The organism is Arthrobacter sp. NicSoilB8 (assembly GCF_019977355.1).
Classification (GTDB): domain Bacteria; phylum Actinomycetota; class Actinomycetes; order Actinomycetales; family Micrococcaceae; genus Arthrobacter.
In genome coordinates, this window is sequence record NZ_AP024655.1 from 2,171,595 (window position 1) to 2,188,148 (window position 16,554).

General features: G+C 63.7%; 15 protein-coding genes and 4 pseudogenes. 11 read left to right on the forward strand and 8 right to left on the reverse strand.

Annotated elements, in window-relative coordinates; translation table 11 throughout:
- Positions 1–860: 860 nt before the first annotated feature.
- From LDO15_RS09670 to LDO15_RS09695, 6 genes and pseudogenes are all read right to left on the reverse strand, one after another.
- Positions 861–1,628, reverse strand: coding sequence for an SCO1664 family protein (locus tag LDO15_RS09670; protein ID WP_223986441.1), 768 nt, complete (start codon positions 1,626–1,628; stop codon positions 861–863).
- Entirely contained in the window at positions 1,628–2,182 is a 555-nt protein-coding gene (locus LDO15_RS09675) for a DUF3090 domain-containing protein (protein WP_223986444.1), read from the reverse strand. The genes LDO15_RS09670 and LDO15_RS09675 overlap by 1 nt, the downstream gene beginning before the upstream one ends.
- Positions 2,183–2,206: 24 nt before the next feature.
- Positions 2,207–2,698: pseudogene (locus tag LDO15_RS09680) on the reverse strand (MSMEG_4193 family putative phosphomutase); the annotation flags it as partial.
- A gap of 494 nt (positions 2,699–3,192) precedes the next feature.
- Entirely contained in the window at positions 3,193–3,426 is a 234-nt protein-coding gene (locus tag LDO15_RS09685) for a DUF6036 family nucleotidyltransferase (RefSeq protein WP_223986446.1), read from the reverse strand.
- Complete coding sequence (locus tag LDO15_RS09690; RefSeq protein WP_223986448.1) at positions 3,423–3,959, reverse strand: hypothetical protein; 537 nt, start codon at positions 3,957–3,959, stop codon at positions 3,423–3,425. The genes LDO15_RS09685 and LDO15_RS09690 overlap by 4 nt, the downstream gene beginning before the upstream one ends.
- Before the next feature lie 168 nt (positions 3,960–4,127).
- Positions 4,128–4,550: pseudogene (locus LDO15_RS09695) on the reverse strand (CBS domain-containing protein); the annotation flags it as partial.
- Between the two features lie 196 nt (positions 4,551–4,746).
- Between LDO15_RS09695 and LDO15_RS09700 the strand changes: the two are divergent.
- A pseudogene (locus LDO15_RS09700) lies at positions 4,747–4,931 on the forward strand (carbonic anhydrase); the annotation flags it as partial.
- 14 nt (positions 4,932–4,945) lie between these two features.
- On the opposite strand, the gene LDO15_RS09705 reads toward LDO15_RS09700, so the two are convergent.
- Positions 4,946–5,500: a putative immunity protein gene (locus LDO15_RS09705; protein ID WP_223986450.1), complete on the reverse strand. Its 555-nt coding sequence runs from the start codon at positions 5,498–5,500 to the stop codon at positions 4,946–4,948.
- Positions 5,501–6,053: 553 nt separating this feature from the next.
- Between LDO15_RS09705 and LDO15_RS09710 the strand changes: the two genes are divergently transcribed.
- The 6 genes and pseudogenes from LDO15_RS09710 to LDO15_RS09735 all read left to right on the forward strand — a co-directional run bounded on the left by LDO15_RS09710 (position 6,054) and on the right by LDO15_RS09735 (position 10,714).
- Positions 6,054–6,323, forward strand: coding sequence for an SOS response-associated peptidase family protein (locus LDO15_RS09710; protein ID WP_346655989.1), 270 nt, complete (start codon positions 6,054–6,056; stop codon positions 6,321–6,323).
- 64 nt (positions 6,324–6,387) lie between these two features.
- Positions 6,388–6,681, forward strand: coding sequence for a hypothetical protein (locus LDO15_RS09715; protein WP_223986453.1), 294 nt, complete (start codon positions 6,388–6,390; stop codon positions 6,679–6,681).
- A gap of 106 nt (positions 6,682–6,787) precedes the next feature.
- Positions 6,788–7,098 (forward strand): annotated as a pseudogene (locus LDO15_RS09720) (hydroxyquinol 1,2-dioxygenase); the annotation flags it as partial.
- Between the two features lie 180 nt (positions 7,099–7,278).
- Entirely contained in the window at positions 7,279–7,713 is a 435-nt protein-coding gene (locus LDO15_RS09725; protein ID WP_223986456.1) for a hypothetical protein, read from the forward strand.
- Positions 7,688–9,154 (forward strand): cardiolipin synthase, encoded by a 1,467-nt coding sequence (gene cls, locus LDO15_RS09730; RefSeq protein WP_223986460.1) that lies wholly within the window; start codon positions 7,688–7,690, stop codon positions 9,152–9,154. The genes LDO15_RS09725 and cls overlap by 26 nt, the downstream gene beginning before the upstream one ends.
- A gap of 420 nt (positions 9,155–9,574) precedes the next feature.
- Positions 9,575–10,714: an aminopeptidase P family protein gene (locus tag LDO15_RS09735; RefSeq protein ID WP_223986463.1), complete on the forward strand. Its 1,140-nt coding sequence runs from the start codon at positions 9,575–9,577 to the stop codon at positions 10,712–10,714.
- 260 nt (positions 10,715–10,974) lie between these two features.
- On the opposite strand, the gene LDO15_RS09740 is transcribed toward LDO15_RS09735, so the two are convergent.
- Positions 10,975–12,150, reverse strand: a complete 1,176-nt coding sequence (locus LDO15_RS09740; protein WP_223986467.1) for a glutamate--cysteine ligase — start codon at positions 12,148–12,150, stop codon at positions 10,975–10,977.
- Between the two features lie 310 nt (positions 12,151–12,460).
- Between LDO15_RS09740 and LDO15_RS09745 the strand changes: the two genes are divergently transcribed.
- The 4 genes from LDO15_RS09745 (at position 12,461) to LDO15_RS09760 (ending at position 16,261) form a co-directional block, all read left to right on the forward strand.
- Positions 12,461–12,661 carry a hypothetical protein gene (locus tag LDO15_RS09745; protein ID WP_223986470.1) on the forward strand — a complete coding sequence of 67 codons (201 nt, stop codon included), beginning with the start codon at positions 12,461–12,463 and terminating at the stop codon, positions 12,659–12,661.
- Positions 12,662–13,025: 364 nt separating this feature from the next.
- Positions 13,026–14,468 (forward strand): APC family permease, encoded by a 1,443-nt coding sequence (locus tag LDO15_RS09750; RefSeq protein WP_223986472.1) that lies wholly within the window; start codon positions 13,026–13,028, stop codon positions 14,466–14,468.
- Positions 14,465–14,911, forward strand: coding sequence for a hypothetical protein (locus tag LDO15_RS09755; protein WP_223986475.1), 447 nt, complete (start codon positions 14,465–14,467; stop codon positions 14,909–14,911). The genes LDO15_RS09750 and LDO15_RS09755 overlap by 4 nt, the downstream gene beginning before the upstream one ends.
- 3 nt (positions 14,912–14,914) lie before the next feature.
- Positions 14,915–16,261, forward strand: coding sequence for a dipeptidase (locus tag LDO15_RS09760; protein ID WP_223986478.1), 1,347 nt, complete (start codon positions 14,915–14,917; stop codon positions 16,259–16,261).
- The last annotated feature ends 293 nt before the right edge of the window (positions 16,262–16,554 follow it).

Below are 16,554 nucleotides of genomic sequence, written 5' to 3' on the forward strand. Positions count from 1 at the left end.
ATCTGTGTGCGAGTGGCGCCGTTGCTGGCGGCTGGTTCCCTTCGTCCCTAATTCTGATGACACGAGGTCATACACCCATGAAGTCCCTTTGGCATGACTTTCCGAATGCTCCGCCGGGACGGGCGCCCTGGATTTCGTGGACTGCGTCAGAAGCTTCCACGAAATAGCGGTGTTCGAGACAGGCGACGTGTTCCGTCGCCGTTCCTGCGGTGCTTCTTCAGTCATACCTGTCCATAACCGGCAGGACACTTTCCGACATGACTCCGGCGAGAGCTCGTCTACGTTGGTCGTACCAGATTCCTTTGGCGAGTCATCAGACAGCGGCATCAACGGTGATGGGGCCGGGCGTGATTGGTCTACAGCGAAGGCGCCGGTCGCCTCCTTCGGGGATTGCCGGCGTCGGACGTCATCGCTGAATTGCCCACGCGGCGGGTCGGGACGGGACGACTGTGAGGCTGTCCTGGATGTGGCTCCCGCGGAAGATGCGATCCGCGTTGATGTAGCTGGACTGGACAGTCTCGAGCGGGACTTCCGGGCCGTGGGACGCTGTGTGTGGCTGGTACCCGGCGACTGAAGACGGCCCTACGATCCAGCCTGCACGGATCGGCATGCCGGCCTCTGCCAGCTCTTGTGCGACTTCGTGGATGGTTGGACGGAGGAATTGCCGTCGCTGCGCTGTTCGGGGTGCGTCCGCGAAGATTGCGAAGACCGATGCTGTCGCGTCGGCTTCGCTTCCGAGGTGGCCGGCGACGGTCCGGGCCCGTAAATCTTTGCATGTTTCGAGCTGGAAGGAAGATCCAGTCGTAGTGTGGCGCCCATGGGGTTGTCTTGCAGCTGCGAAGCCCGTAGCCGCAATTCCCTTAGAACAGCGGCCAGGGCACGGCCGACATCTCACCGCTCGGAGCCGGAAACCGCCCTGCCAAACGCAACCGGGCGCAGCGGGCGGCGAGTGATGCGATTTCATCGGCGCTGAGCAAGTCCGCCAGGTTCCGGCCCAGCCCACCGTGCAGTCCTTCGCTGACACGATCTATGCCGTCGCGTTCCTCGGCGGTCAGAGCGTCTCCCAGCCATCCCCACAGCACCGTGCGCAGCTTGTGGTCGCGGTGAAAGGTGAGCCCATGGTCCACGCCGTGCCGGTGTCCGTCCGTCATGGCAAGAATGTGGTCGCCTTTACGGTCGGCGTTGTTGACGACCATGTCGAACACCGCCATGCGTCTGAGCGCTGGCGAGTCTTCGTGAACAAGGGCGACCATCCGCCCGTTCTCATCTCGTCCCTCGAGAACGTGTTTCCAGCCCGACTCCGGCACGTGCTCCGTCGCGACCAGGTTCACGGCGCGTTGGGCGGGGTCTCGCTCCTGCCAGAGCTGCACCATTCCTTCGCCCATCGGACCATCGCGCAGCCAGGTGTGCGGCACAACGTCCCAGCCGAAGACCTGCGAGACCAGGTAGGCGGCCACCTCCCGGTGAGCCAGAGTGCCGTGGGGAAAATCCCACAGCGGACTTTCGCCTGCTATCGGCTTATAGACGACCACCACGTCGCCGATGCGGCCCAGAAATGTGGCGTTTGAAGCCGTCGTGATGCGGCCGGTGAGCGTCAGCTCGGCGGCCACTAGGTCCGGCGCTGGCATCAGACCTCGGGAAGGGTGCAGATGTGCCCGTCGGCATCCATGGGGTATCCGCAGAGCGGGCACGTCGGACGCCCGGCGCCCACGATCTCCCGGGTGCGCTTGGCGAATGCGCGGGCGGTGCCGACCGGCATTCGCACCAGCAGCATTTCGGGCTCGTTAGCGCCGTCCACATCAAGCGATTCGTCGTTGTCATCAGCATCGACATCGGCGATGGGGTAGGCCTCTATTACGACCTGGGCTGTGGTTGGGTCCCACCCTAGGCTCATGGCGCCGGTGCGAAACTGCTCCTGGACGGCCTCGAGCTGGTCATTGTCGACAAGTTCAAGGGGGGTACTCGTGGGAACGCTGAAGGGGTTGCCCTCGACGGTGCTGAGCTGGTCGAGAATTTCGTCGATCTTCTCCGCGAGCAGAGCCGACTGCTGCTTCTCCAGGGCAATACTCACGATCTGCGTCCCTGCGCGCACCTGCAGGTAGAACGTGCGCGCGCCCGGAAGGCCAATGGTGCCAACGACGACCCGATCAGGCCAGGCAAACTCGTGAACACGTGTAGGCATGTCAGTATTCTAGGCACATGAGGTTCATGGCGCCTTTTGCCCTGCCCCGCCGCCCACCGGCGCATCGCCAGAGTGGATGCCGTTCGACAGCCACGACAGATCACCCGCGTCGGTGTTGGTCGCGTAGACGCTCGGCCGATTAGCGCCGTAGCGCACGATCGACACGGAGGCGGGGCCTACGTTAATCCGCTGGAACAGGTCAAGGTGCATGCCGAGCGCGTCGGCGAGGATTGACTTGATGATGTCACCGTGACTCACCGCCACCCACACGGCCCCTGGCCCGTACTCGGCTTCGAAGGCTGCATCGTGGCGTCGAATCGCTGCCACCGACCGAGCCTGCATCGCGGCCATGGATTCACCGCCGGGAAAGACGACGGCGGACGGTTGCGACTGCACAACCGGCCACAAATCCTCGGTCGCGAGATCACTGAGCGTACGGCCCTGCCACCGGCCGTAATCGCACTCGGTGAGATCGGGATCGACCGGCGCGTACGGTGTGCCAGCCTGGCGCGCCACTCTTTAGAGAAGACGGCGGGCGACGACGCGGCCCGAACTGCCCGCCTTGTCGGCTTGCGCCAGCGCAGCGCCCATCTTGGTTCGGAACTGCTCGAACGGCTCGCATGCCTGGGCGAAGAGAAGTCCCAATGGACTTCATGTCCGCGACGCAGAAATGGGTCATGAAGCGCGGGGCAGCGTTTTGACCATTTGCTGCCTCGGAGCCCGTATGTGCTTCGAATTTGGGTTCTGCTTTGAGTATCGATCGTTCGGGACGGGTGACTTATTTGTCGGTTTCGGGTTGGAGCGGGGTCGCCGCGTCGGCGGCGTTGGTGATGTTGAGCCGGCGCAGGAGCCGGGCGATGTCGAGGGTGTCTTTGTCGCGTTCGGCGGCGATTTTCATGGCCAGGAGGGTTTCGGTGTCTGCGGCCTGAATGGTGAGTCCGTCGAGCTGTTCGATGTCGACCTAGGTGGCGTTGTCGGGGACGAAGGCTGACGCGTTGGTGTTGAGCCAGTCAGGGGCGAGGGTCGTAGTCTGCCGCCATGTCGGCGACGACGGCGTGGATGGTGTGTGGGTCGGCGTAGCTGGCGTCGATGTCTGCGGTGGGGCGGTTGCCGATGCCTTGGAGGATGAGGGCGGTACCGCCTACTAGTTTGATGTCGCCGTGGGCGCCGGCGGCCTGTAGGCGTCGGCCGAGTTCGTGGAGGAGGGCCCGGATTTGTGCGGCGGTGAGTTCTCCGCCGGTCATGCGGTGGCCAGGCTGCGTTCGCGGATGAAGACGTTCAAAGCTGCTAGTTCCGGGGGTGTTTCGGCGCGAGTGAGTTCCTTCATAGGTGTTCGGATGCTGCGGTAGGACTCTGCCGGCATCCACGCCGCGTCGAGGGGCTTGATTCGTCGCGTCCAGGATGGCGCTGGTTGGCCGAGGCGGTGCGCGGTGTAGTTGGTGATTCCGGCGAGGGCCGCTGACCAGTGCGGGTCCTTGGGGCGGGGGCTGCGCTGGAGCAGAGGGGCGCCTGCGGTGAGGGATGCGGTGGCGTAGCCGGCGAGCATTTTGATGGCGAACTCAAAGTCGCGTTCGGCGATGAGTCGGGTAAACGTTGCCGCGTAGTCGCGCCGTGCCGGGTCGTGGCCGCTGCCGCGGGGGATGGGATCGGTGGCGGCCAAGGAGAGGCCGAGGACGGCCAGGGTCTTGCCGAGTTCGGCGCGGTCGTGGCCTGCTTCCAGGTCGATGAGGAATTCCGTGACACCCCGGCCATGTCCGCAAAGGCCTGCTGAGACCACCCGGCGGGCACGGCGTTGTTGGAGGCGCGTCGCGTGGCCGCCTTGGAAAGCACGGGCCAGGAGCTAGGAATTGTCTTCGTAGACCGGTTCCCTGCGGGCACAGAGTAGCGCCACGGAGATTGCTCCGTGGCGCCTGTTTGCGGATGAATTTCTTGAACTGCTCGACTGCATTCGGCTGCGTTCCGAAATGTGCTCCACCAGTTCGCCCACACGCTCCTCTGAGTAGTTGCGCGCGATGTCACCCTGGCTGATGATGCCGACCAACTTGTGGTCAGCAATGACCGGGAGCCGCCGGACCTGGTACTTCTCCATCATTTCGATGGCGGCGTCAACGTTCGAGTCGGCGTCAATCCAGTGGGGTGTACCGGTGGCGAGGTCGCGGGCCATCATCTCGCGTGGATCACGGCCCACGGCAACGCACCTGAGCACGATGTCCCGGTCAGTGATCATGCCCTTCAACTTGCCGTCGTCACCACAGATTGGCAACGATCCGCAGTCCAGATCCAGCATCATCCGTGCGGCATCTACGAGGGACTGGTTCTCCTTAATGCACTGTGCCTCCGTACTCATGAATTCACGTACGGCACTCATTGGTCCTCCTTCATCGATTGAGGTATCGACGCAGAGTCACCGGGCACATGCGCCGATGCTGCCAGCCTACGCCGGGGCCAGCGCCGATGTCGACGGCGGTTCCGAACCTTCACGGTCGGGAGCGCGGAGGCCCCGCACGACTGGCGTCGCCAGCACGGTTGGGGTCCCCGCCCCGCCAGACCACCCGGCCGCACACATACAGGTCAACGACCGTTTCGTCTCGGGAGATTCGATACACCCGCACTAGAACGCCTCCGACGCCGCGAGCTGGTGAGCAGCCAAAACCCGTTAGCAGTCATCGTTGGCTGCGCGGACTCCCGTCTGGCCGCGGAGATCATCTTCGACGTTGGCCTTGGCGACGTTTTGGCTGTGCGCACAGCCGTGGAGCGGCAGGTTCAGCTGGCGGCAGGCTGGTCGGGGCGGGCCACGTCGGTCTGGATCGCGCGGATGATCGAGGCGAGGATCCCGGACGTGAGAAGTCCTGGCCCCAGCGGACCGGCGGAATTCCCGCCCAGCGGTGGCAAGCACCGGAGCGCGGACCGGGCGTCGGCGCTCATGTGCTCGAGTTGCCAGTGGATCTCGTCGTCGACCGCCTGGGGCCGATCGGGCGCCGCCAGTCCGGCCGCTTTCGCGGCATACGCGGCTGCCGCCAAGGCGTGCGCTCCCATGTGGGCGACGGCGGCGGCTTGCGTGGCGGACCGGGCGGCAGCCACCGCAGCGGGGCTAGTCACCTCGCGTGCGGCACGTCCGGCAACAAACCGCCGGCGGATTTCTTCGGTGGCACTGAGCTCACCGCGGGCGAAGGCCCGGGCCCGGGCGATGGCGTCGCGGGGGCGACCATCTGCCGGCGCCTCTGCCTCAAATAAGGCCACGACCCGCTCAGCGCAGTCTGCGGCCCAAGCCGCTACGACACGGCGCTCGGCCTCGCTTAGCGTCTGCGGGGAAGCCATATCAGTACCCTACACACGGCTAGCAAACACATCCCCCGGTCTTGAGGTCGAGGGGCGGATGGTCATGAAGGGCGAGTTCGCGGACACCGTCATCGGTATTCCCGAATCCCGCAGCGAGATCGTCATGCTGAGACCGCATGACGGAGGCGCCGGCTTGGGGCTGTCGAGCATTGTCCAACCCGACCACGAGCCATGTTCTCCAGCCGAGATGTCCACCGAATTAGGCCTGCCCAACGTGGCGTTCGAGGTGGACAACCTTCAAGTAACCCTCGGACGGCTGCCCGCGGACGGATACGGCCTTGGTGGGCGGTGTCGGTCGACTGCCATGCGAGGCTGCAGGTGGGGCGTCGCGTGCAGCCTCGTCGAGTTGGAAGCGCCTGGCGGAAGACCAAAAGCTCATGGTCATTCACATCGGCAACTTCTATCCAGGGCGGCGTCAGGCAGAATGGCCTCATGTGCGGCAGATACGTGATGTCCAAGGCCACCGGCGACCTTCTGAGCTACTTCGATGCCAAGGAGGTGGAACGCAGCACCTACCCAGGACGTGCCCATCGTGGCTGAACGCATGGACGAGGGTAGCGTCGAGCGGCATCTGCTCGTGGCCCACTGGGACATGGTGCCTTCTTGGGCCAAAGACACCAAGACCGGCAACAAGCTGATCAATGCCCGCGGCGAGACCATCCTTGAGATGCCTTCTTTCCGCAAAGCTGCCGTCAAACGCCGGGCGATCGTCCCGGCCGACGGTTACTTTGAATGGCAGAAAACCGAAGAAGGCAAGAAGATCCCCCTAGCTGTGCCTAAGCTCATCGAGCCGGTCGAGTGAGCACCGACGGTCAGATGAACTCTGGGAGATCTGGGAGATCTGGGAGATCTGGGAGGACGCCGAGATGACGCCAGTGAAGCGCCGCCCAAGAATCACGACAGGGCTGATTGCACTGATTCTCATGATTTTCAATGCCGCCGTTGTCGCGTGGATGATCTGGGCGTTCAGGGATCCCACATCAGGCTATGGTGCGGGCTACATGGGGATCTTCGTCGCCATCTTGACTGTGCTCGGCGCCATTCTGGGCGTGAGCTCCCTCGTCGATAAGAGCGGCAGGGTGCCAGGAGCCATTGCTCTGGGAATATGCTGCGCCGGCTTGTTGCTTGCCCTCTTCAGCATGATCGCCGAGGGTATGTGAAGCCGATTTCTGAGCCTTGGCCGGACGATCGCTGCCGGACGCTCAGAGTGGGGCAACGAGAGCAGATTGTTGTTCCACTCCTTGTCGGCATATGAACGCAGGCTTCACACCGACGCCTTACCCCATCCCGCCCGACGGGCCCGTCGGAAAGATGCTTGAAGCCACCGGCCGCTCGCCGATGCGCGCCTCCCACTTGCACTTCATGGTCACCGCAACTCGGCTGCGCACCCTGGTGACCCATATCTTCGTCAGAGGTGACGAACAGGTGGAACACGACACGGTATTCGGCGTCAAAGACTCACTCATCAAGGACTTCGAGACACAGCTCAAGGGAACTCCCACCCCGATGAGCGGCGGCTCGAAGGTGAGTGGGCTCGAGCCCGCTTCGATATCGTCCTCACTCCAGAAAAGCCCTGAGCGGCCTCGTCGCTGGAGAAGTCCGGGAACCAGCCGTCTGGCAACAATTAGGGATTTCACCCGCAGTGGGTGAGGTCCATGCCGGGCTTGACGCCAACAATAGTCATACCCTCCACTGGTAGGGCTGAGGGATAGGCCGTCCCGGAAATGAGAACGCATGTTTGAGAGCAGGAAAGGCAAATGAGTTTCTGGGACGACTTTTGGGATTTCTTCTGGTGGATCTTCACAGCGTCCGTATTCTTCGCCTGCCTGTGTGGTGTTTTTGCGATCATCGGTGACCTTTTTCGCGATCAGAGACTGAACGGCTGGTGGAAGGCGGTCTGGATCTTATTCCTATGCTTCCTGCCCGTCGTGACCCTGCTGGCGCATCTGGCTGCCCGGTGTAGCGGCATGGCTGGGCGGTCGATGGAATACGACCAGCGGGACCCGAAGTCCGACACTTCCTGCAGCGGTACGGTCGCTTTAGTAAACCCCGCGGAGGGTATTTCCACGTCGAGGCTGGAACCCTCAGCGCTAAAGGATTTGAAGGAATCAAGAGCCGGGTGCTGGTTTGACGGCGTTCGCGGCATCGACATACATTTAGGCAGCAGTGCGCGGATTCTTCCAGGACGCTGAAACGTTCGCGTTACTCCTGCTGGCGGCCCACATTTTAATTGTGGCCGTAGCAGCTGTCCTGGTGTCGATGAATCGGCGTCCATCGTCCGCTATTGCCTGGGTGCTCGCCATAATTTTCATCCCGATTCTTGGTGCCGTCGCGTTTTTCTTTGTCGGTTACTCGAAACTGCCCAAGGCGCGCCGCGACAAACAGCGCGAAATCAACAATCTGGTCCTGGCACGGACTGAGGGCAGCCCGCTGATTAGCCGCGGTCTCGACTGGCCGGAGTGGCTGCATTCGGCGGTGGTGTTGAACAGTAACCTTGGGGCGCTCCCTATGGTCGCGGACAACAGTGCGACCCTGTTGGGCGACTACAACGGCACTTTCGACGCCATGATCGCTGAGATTGATGCGGCCACCAGTTATGTGCACGTGGAGTTTTACATCCTGGTGCTGGACGCAACGACGGCGCCGTTTTTTCAAGCGCTGGCCCGGGCAAGATCACGCGGCGTTGCAGTCCGGGTCCTGTCCGATCATCTGGCTGGCCTGAAGTTCCCTGGACGGAAAGAAACGCTGGACTTCCTCCAGGAGATAGGGGCGGAATATCGCCCCATGCTGCCGGTGCGGCCGTGGCGTGGCGAATGGCAGAGGCCGGACCTGCGCAATCACCGGAAGATCCTCGTCGTCGATGGCCGCGTGGGATTCACCGGGTCCCAGAACGTCATCGACGCGAGTTACGACACGAAGGCCAACCTGAAGCGCGGGCTCCAGTGGCACGAGTTGATGATGCGCGTTGAGGGACCTGTGGTCCGGGAGCTGGATGCGGTCTTCGCGACGGACTGGTACAGCGAAACCGGGGTGATGCTGCCTCTGGATTCAAGCCCCATGGGCGTCAGCAAACATTCCGCGCTTGTTGACGCCCAGGTCCTGCCCAGTGGTCCCAGCTTCGACAACGACAACAATTTGAAGCTCTACGCGACGCTTATTCACAAAGCTGAGCGTCGCGTCAGCATCACCAGCCCCTACTTTGTGCCGGACGAATCCATCCTCATGGCTATCGTCACGGCAGCCGCGCGGGGGCTCAGCGTCGAGCTCTTTGTTTCCGAGGTCGGAGACCAGAGCATGGTCTATCACGCGCAGCGTTCCTACTACGAGGCACTGCTTCGCGCCGGCGTCAGGATCTACCTATACCGGGCGCCCAAGGTGCTGCACTCCAAGCACTTCACCATCGACGAGGAGGTAGCGGTGATTGGGTCCAGCAACATGGATGTCCGTTCTTTCAGCCTCAACATGGAGGTATCCGTACTTGTGCACGGCCGCGGTTTTGTCGACGCAATTCGCGGGATCGAAGACGGGTACCGCGTGGAAAGCCGTGAGCTGCAGCTCGAGGACTGGATCCGGCGGCCCGTGGCCCAAAAAGTATTCGACAACCTGGCACGCCTGACCGCCTCCCTCCAATAGGGAAACAGGTTCAGAACCGACCGCGCCGCACGCACCGAAGCCCTCGCGAGGAAGCCGTAGACGTGGTCAGGCTCAGTCGATGACAGTCGATGACAGTCGCTGACCACGGGGGAGTCCGTTCCAGCAGGGAGTTGAACGCCGGATCGATGCTAGCGGGCGAACCGTTCGGGTTGGGTGATGACCAGGGTCCGGCCGGCCCGGACCGCCGCCAGGGCGTCGTTCAGCAATAGTCCCGAACCTGTTCGAGGCCGGTGACTTTCAGCCGGTCGGATTCGTCGATGATGAGCAGCTCGCTGCGGCCGCTGCGCGTCCGCAGCGACAGACCACCGCCTCACCCGCGACGGGTGATTCCAGAATTACTGGAGCGGCCGTAGGCGCGACGGGTTGACCAGTGATGCCCCGCGCACGAAAATGCGAACCATGAGTGATCGTCGCAGCCTTTCCGAGCCGGCTCCGTTCACCGCCGATGACTTCGCCAAGCGGTTGCGGCGAGCAGCCCACGCCGCCCAGGATGCCGGGCTCGACGGCATCCTGGTCACTCCCGGACCGGACCTGCTCTACCTCACGGGGTATGCACCCGTGGCCATCACTGAACGCATCACCATGCTCGTGATCCCCGTCGATGCGGAGCCCGCCATGATCGTTCCGAGGCTCGAGAGGCCCGACGCGGAAGCGTCCGCTGGCGCCTCGATTCTGAGGATCACCGACTGGACCGACGGGAGCGACCCCTACACGGAATCTGCGAGGCTGATGGCCGGAACCGGACGTTATGCCGTCTCTGACTCGGCCTGGGCCATGCACCTCCTCGGCCTGCAGGATCGACTGCCCAAGTCGTCCTACGTCTCGATGACGACCGCCCTGCCGATGCTTCGGGCGATCAAGGATGACGACGAGATCGAGCGGCTGGCGGCGGCCGGCGCGGCCGCAGACCAGGCGTACGAGGAGATCGTCACCGTCCGGTTCGCTGGGCGCAGCGAGGCCGACGTCGGCTCTGAACTCGCAGACCTACTTCGCCAATTCGGTCATTCGCAGGTGGACTTCACCGTCGTCGGTTCGGGTCCGAACGGCGCCAACCCCCACCACGAGATCGGCCCGCGGATCATCGAGAACGGCGACATGGTGGTGCTCGACTTCGGCGGCCTCAAACATGGCTACGGATCAGACACGACGCGGACTGTGCACGTCGGCGAACCCACCGCCGAGGAACGCGAGGTTCACGACGTCGTCAGACATGCACAGCAGGCCGGGTTCGAGGCCGTGCTGCCCGGCGTCGAGTGCCAGGAGATCGATCGCGTGTCCCGGGCGGTGATCACTGAAGCCGGCTACGGCGACTACTTCATTCACCGTGTCGGTCACGGAATCGGACTGACGACTCACGAGCCGCCGTACATGGTTGAGGGCGAAACCCAGATCCTCCACCCCGGCATGTGCTTCTCGATCGAACCCGGAATCTACCTGCCGGGCAGGTTCGGCGTAAGGATCGAGGACATTGTGACGGTCGTTCCCGACGGCGGACGGCGACTCAATCAGACCTCGCACCAGATGAGAATCGTCCACTAGTCAGCCGACGTGGTCCACGACCTGACGTGGACCGGAACGAGATCGCTCCGGAGAGTCCTCAGGAACGATCTCATATTGGCCAGGCTCAGCGCTAGGCAGAACCCATGCACCACCGATCCCGCCGGCAGGCGCGATTTGGCCGATGCGGACAAGCAGGTAGTCCGGCTTAGCGGCCACGGCCCAGACGTGCCCGTTTTCTGGCTCGCGTGAGCATCCACCGAACGCTGTCGTGGCTGTCCATTCGTGTCCTGGAGGGTCTGTCAGCTAGATTGCAGGCGCCGTGACCGGCGATGCGGGGCCGGGGCGGTCCCGTGGGTGTGTCCGATGGCCTCGAGCACCACGGCGGGCAGGCTCTGGGTGCTCATCATGATCTCCCGCTGCCGGCGGGCACCCGTGCCGGAGGTCAGGATCCGGGCTGCTTCCGAGGTCACTTGCTCCTCGTCTCCGCTGTCGGCCAGGGCTGGGCGGATATGGGAGAGGAGGACCTGGACCGCTTCTCCGGCCGGGCATGGAATGTTCAGCAGGGGGTGCAGGAGGGTGTCGTCGACTCCTGATTGACTTGCCTTCCACGCCGCCAGGCGCAGTTGCCCGGCGGAAAGCCGGGGCGCAGAAATCCCGGCGCGCCATTCCTGGGCGGCCCGTTCAACGAGTCCCCGCACTATCGCGGCAATCGCGGCCGCGTGTGAGGCCTCCATGCAGACGTCGGCTATGCGTACCTCCACCGTCGGGTGGTTCCGGGAGAGGCGCGCGTCGAAGTACACCATGCCTTCGTCGAGGAGTACACCCGTTGTCAGCAGGGATTGCACGTACCGGTGGTATTCCCGTTCTGATCCGAACCTTTCGCTGGGCCCGGAGGTCGGCCAGCGGTTCCAAGCCTGGTAGCGGAAGCTTGCGTATCCGGTGTCGGCGCCCTGCCAGAAAGGGGAGTTCGCGCTCAGCGCCAGCAGCACGGGCAGCCAGACCCGGATTCGGTCCAGGACTGCCACCCCTTCCTCACCGTCGGTGATACCGACATGAATATGGAAGCCGCAGGTGAGTTGCTCCCGGAGCGTCAACCCGAACCGGGTTGCCATGTTCAGGAATCGGGGCTGCGGTACAAGGGTAGGAGTGGCCGGGACGGGACTGGTGGCCACAGCGACCGCTCGTGCGCCCACCGAACGGGCCGCTTCGTCGGCAAGCCGCCGGCCCTCGCGGATGCCCGCAACCACTTCCTGCAGCGTGGAACAGACAGGCCCAACGGCCTCGAGCTGCTCTTGCTGGACCTCCAAAGCCAAGAATGGGCCGCCACTGGTTTCAGGGCGCTGCGGGGCCTTGGCCAAGCACGCTTCAGCGGCGGGTACGGGCTGCCCTGTCGTGGCATCGACGAGCAGGAATTCCTCCTCGACGCCGAACGTCCTTTGAACCCCGCCGCCAGAACGGTTGGGTGGTCTCGTCATTGAAGAATTCAAGGCAGCTCCTAACAGGAAGGCCTCCAGCCCTGCTACTGCAGGGCGGCTGCCAATGAAGCTATGCAGCCTCCTCCACGAGCCATGATCACCGGCCCGCTCGCGCTGCTGATTTCCCCAGAGTATCCCCGATAAAAGCACACCGGAAGGAAAAGACACTAAGACGGCCATCCAGACGCTCGCGGGCATGCCGAACCGGGGCAGCGAGGGATGGGACGCCGGATCGTGGCCCTAAATCATCCTCACCGTCGGCCGCATCAGTGACCGGAACAGGGAACTTTTCGGGTACGGCACCCACTTCGTGGACGACACCACCACGCTCTGGTTCTGCATCCGTGGCGCCTGTTTCGATGCGATCACCGCCGAGGTGTTTTTCCACTGTAAGTCCGGCCAGTCCAACGGCCCGGACAATTTCGCCCTAAAGGCAGCCCAACTGTCCGACCACGCCCGCAAACCCTACGCCGGTTGGAGCCGCTGGAAGCTGGCTACCGACGTGCGGTGAGAATGTTGTCATGGACGTTCTCCCAGCCCTCTGACTGCCACCCGCCGGTGGTGGTGACATCCGCCACCAGAACGGCCGATACACCCGCCACCGCCGCAGCGCTGGAGGTCGTTCTTGCCTTGGGCCCTGACCGCTGCCCTGCTCTGGACGCGCTCAGAGCCGCGCAAACTAGCACCGCGGCGACTTGACGTAAAGAGGAGATAGAGACTACTCCCGGCGAATTCCAAGGTCCATGCTGTACGCACCGAGCACTTTGTGTGATAGGGGGCTGTGGCATGTTCCAACCGTCAACTACTCGCCTCAGGCGGTATTCTCCCGCACGGCCCGTGGCACTGACCACGGTGCACCGCAAGGTGTGTCTAAAGTGAGCGAGCAGGCAGTGACCAGGCCGAAGGCGCCTCCGGCCGTGTGGATCTCCTGGGTGGCGTTGGCGCTGATGACCACGAGTTCGGTGGCCAGCCTCCGCGCGGCCCCGACCATGGCCGTCTACGGCCTCGCTTCAGTCTTCCTCTATGTGGTTCCCGCGATTGTCTTCCTGCTGCCCACCTCCCTCGTGTCCGCCGAGTTGGCGTCCGGGTGGAAGGGCGGCATCTACAACTGGGTATCGTCCGGAATCTCCAAACCGATGGGCTTCCTGGCGGTGTGGTGCCAGTTCGCGATGACGATTTTCTACTATCCAACCCTGCTAGGCTTCGTCGCGAGCACGCTCGCCTATGTCTTCAACCCGGCGCTGGCCAGCAACGGTGTGTGGACAGCCTTGGTGATTGTGGTTGCTTACTGGTCCGGTGTGTACGTCTCATCGCGCGGCACGAAGGGCGTGGCAGGCCTGGCCAGCGGCGGCCTCATTATTGGCACCCTGATCCCCGGCGCGCTGCTCGTGATCCTGGGCGCCGTCTTCCTTGGCCAGGGCAATCCGTCGGCGGCTCCGATGACCGCGGCGAACTTCTTCCCCGAGTGGGCCGGGCTGGCCAGCCTCGTGCTGATCGTGAACAACTTCCTGTCCTACAGCGGCATGGAGATGAACGCGGTGCACGTGTCCTCCCTGAAAGACCCCGGCAAAGAATACCCGAAGTCGATGTTCCTGGCCATGGGACTCGTACTGCTCATCTTTATCCTGCCGGCACTGGCGATCAGCTGGATCGTCCCGGCCGAGGAGCTCTCCCTCACCGCAGGTGTCATGCAGGCCTTCGACGCGGTGCTGGCCTCGTTCAATATGCAAGGGCTGACGCCGATCCTCGGCATCATGCTGGTCGCCGCTGCCCTCGGCGGCATGCTGACCTGGCTGGCCGGTCCGTCCAAGGGCCTGCTGCTGATCTCGCGGGAGGAAGGCTACCTCCCGCCGTTCCTGCAAAAGCTGAACAAGAACGGCGTCCAGCAAAACCTTCTGGTCGTCCAGGGACTCATCACCACCGTGATCGCGCTCGGTTACGCGCTGATCCCGGATGTCTCCAGCGCGTACTGGATCTTCTCGGTGATCACCACCCAGGTCTACCTGATCATGTACCTGCTGATGTTCGTGGCCGCGATCCGGCTCCGGCGCAACGACCCGGACCACCCGCGTGGCTTCCGGGCACCGATGCTGATGGCGCTGTGCGGCGTCGGATTCACCGCCTCCCTGGCGGCACTGCTCGTCGGGTTCGTCCCGCCGTCGCAGTTCGGCAACGGCGATCCGCTCGTCTACTTCCTGATCGTCGGCGGCGGCGCGCTGGGGCTCGGCTTGCTCGTGCCTTTCCTGTTTTACAAGTTGCGCAAGCCCTCCTGGAAGCTGCCCGACCAAGAAACGCAGACGGAGGTTCCGAGGTCATGAGCACGCATATGGAGTCCTCAACCAAGCGCGGCCGCTCGGTCCTTTACATCGTTTCCATGATCCTGCTCGTGGTGTTCGCCGTTGTCGCGCTGCTGACATTCAGGCAGGCGAGGGAGACGCAGCAGTCGCTGGCGAAGGCCGACCAGCTGATAGCGACGATCGATGCGGCCGGGGGGACGGCCCCCTCGCGCGAGCAGATAGCCCGGGTGCTTGGCGACGACGGCGGCGCAGTCTGCGCGAACCCCAACGACGCGCTGAGCCGGGCCACCTTCCTGAGCCAGTTGACGAACGGGGCCACCGGGCCCGGAAACAGGCCGGTGATCGCGAACGCCAAGATTGCCTTAGGCGAACTCGCGATTATCAAGGTCTACTGCCCGGACAAGCTGGCTGAGTTCCAGCAGTTCATCGACGGCCTCAAGACGTACCACACGGGTGGTGCGTAAACCGTGGACCTGCGCTCACGCATCACCGATCTGATGCGTCCGGCACGGGAGGAGCTGGCCGAGTTCGTGGCCATCCGGTCGGTGGCGGACCCGCGGCAGTTTCCCGCTGAGGAATGCGCCAGGGCGGCGCAGTGGGTGCTCGATAAATTTGCCGGGCTCGGTTTTTCAGATGTCCACCTCGAACGGACGCCGGACGGCTCCGACGCGGTGGTCGGCTCGCGACCCGGCCCGGATCCGGATGCGCCCACTGTGCTCCTCTACGCGCACTACGACGTGCAGCCACCCCTCGATGATGCCGCATGGCGCACGCCGCCCTTCGAACTCACAGAGGTAGACGGCCGCTGGTACGGACGCGGCGCCGCCGACTGCAAGGGCAACATCCTCGCCCATCTGCTCGCATTGAGAGCGCTCGGCAACGACGTGCCGGTGAACCTGAAGCTGGTAGTTGAAGGCTCGGAGGAGCAGGGTACCGGCGGCCTCGAGGCATTCGTGGCGAGTCACCCCGGGCTGCTCAGTGCCGATACCATCCTCGTCTGCGACACCGGCAACGCCGCCGTGGGACACCCCGCGGCGACCGTGACCCTGCGTGGGATGGTCAACGTTGTCGTGAGCGTGGAGGCCATGGCATCCGAACTCCACTCCGGCATGTTCGGCGGTGCAGCCCCAGATGCGCTCGCTGCGTTGATCTCGATGCTGGCATCACTGCGCGACCAACAAGGCAACACCACTGTCACCGGGCTGGACAACACCCAGACCTGGACCGGCGCGCCCTATCCGCCCGAACAGTTCCGATCCGACGCCGGAGTGCTTGAGGGTGTCGCGCTTCTGGGCGACGGCAGCGTGTCCGACATGCTCTGGGCACGTCCGGCGCTCACCGTGCTCGGCATCGACTGCCCGCCGGTGACAGGTTCGACGGCGGCGATCGTGCCGCGCGCGTCCGCTCGCCTTAACCTGCGCGTCCCGCCAGGCATGGCGGCCGTCGACGCCCACAGGGCGTTGGTCGACCATCTCAAGGCCGCCGCACCTTGGAAAGTCCGAGTCACCGTGGACCTGGAGGCTATCGGATCACCTTTCCAAGCAGTGGTCGGCGGTCCGGCCTTTGAAGCAATGAGCGCAGCGATGTCCGAGGCCTACAGACGACCGATGACAACCCTGGGGCAAGGCGGGTCGATCCCGCTGTGCAACGTGTTCGCCGACACCTACCCGGACGCGGAGATCATCCTGCTGGGCGTCGAGGAACCACTCGCGCTCATCCACGCACCGAACGAGAGCGTCGATCCGGGCGAGATGAGCGCCCTGGCCGAGTCTTTGGCCCTGTTTTTCCAGCGGTACGCCACGCTGCGCGGTTAGTCGCGTCCGGCCACCCACGCCGCGGCAAAGGCAAGCGCCGCATTCCATGACGATGCAGTATCCGGTGTGGCTCTAATAAAGTCTCACCATGGGGCTCGAACCATCGACAAATACAAGAGGCCGCCCGTCTGCCCACAGATACTTGCCATGCCCAACATGGATGTTGCGCTGAGGAGCGGAACGCAGAGGGGAGAGGCCTCGGCCGTCCCCCACTGAAATAGCCGACGCATGCCGGCGATCCTGCACGGAAGGTGCAGACGCGGTTGAAAATCAAGGCTGTTCTTCACACGGAT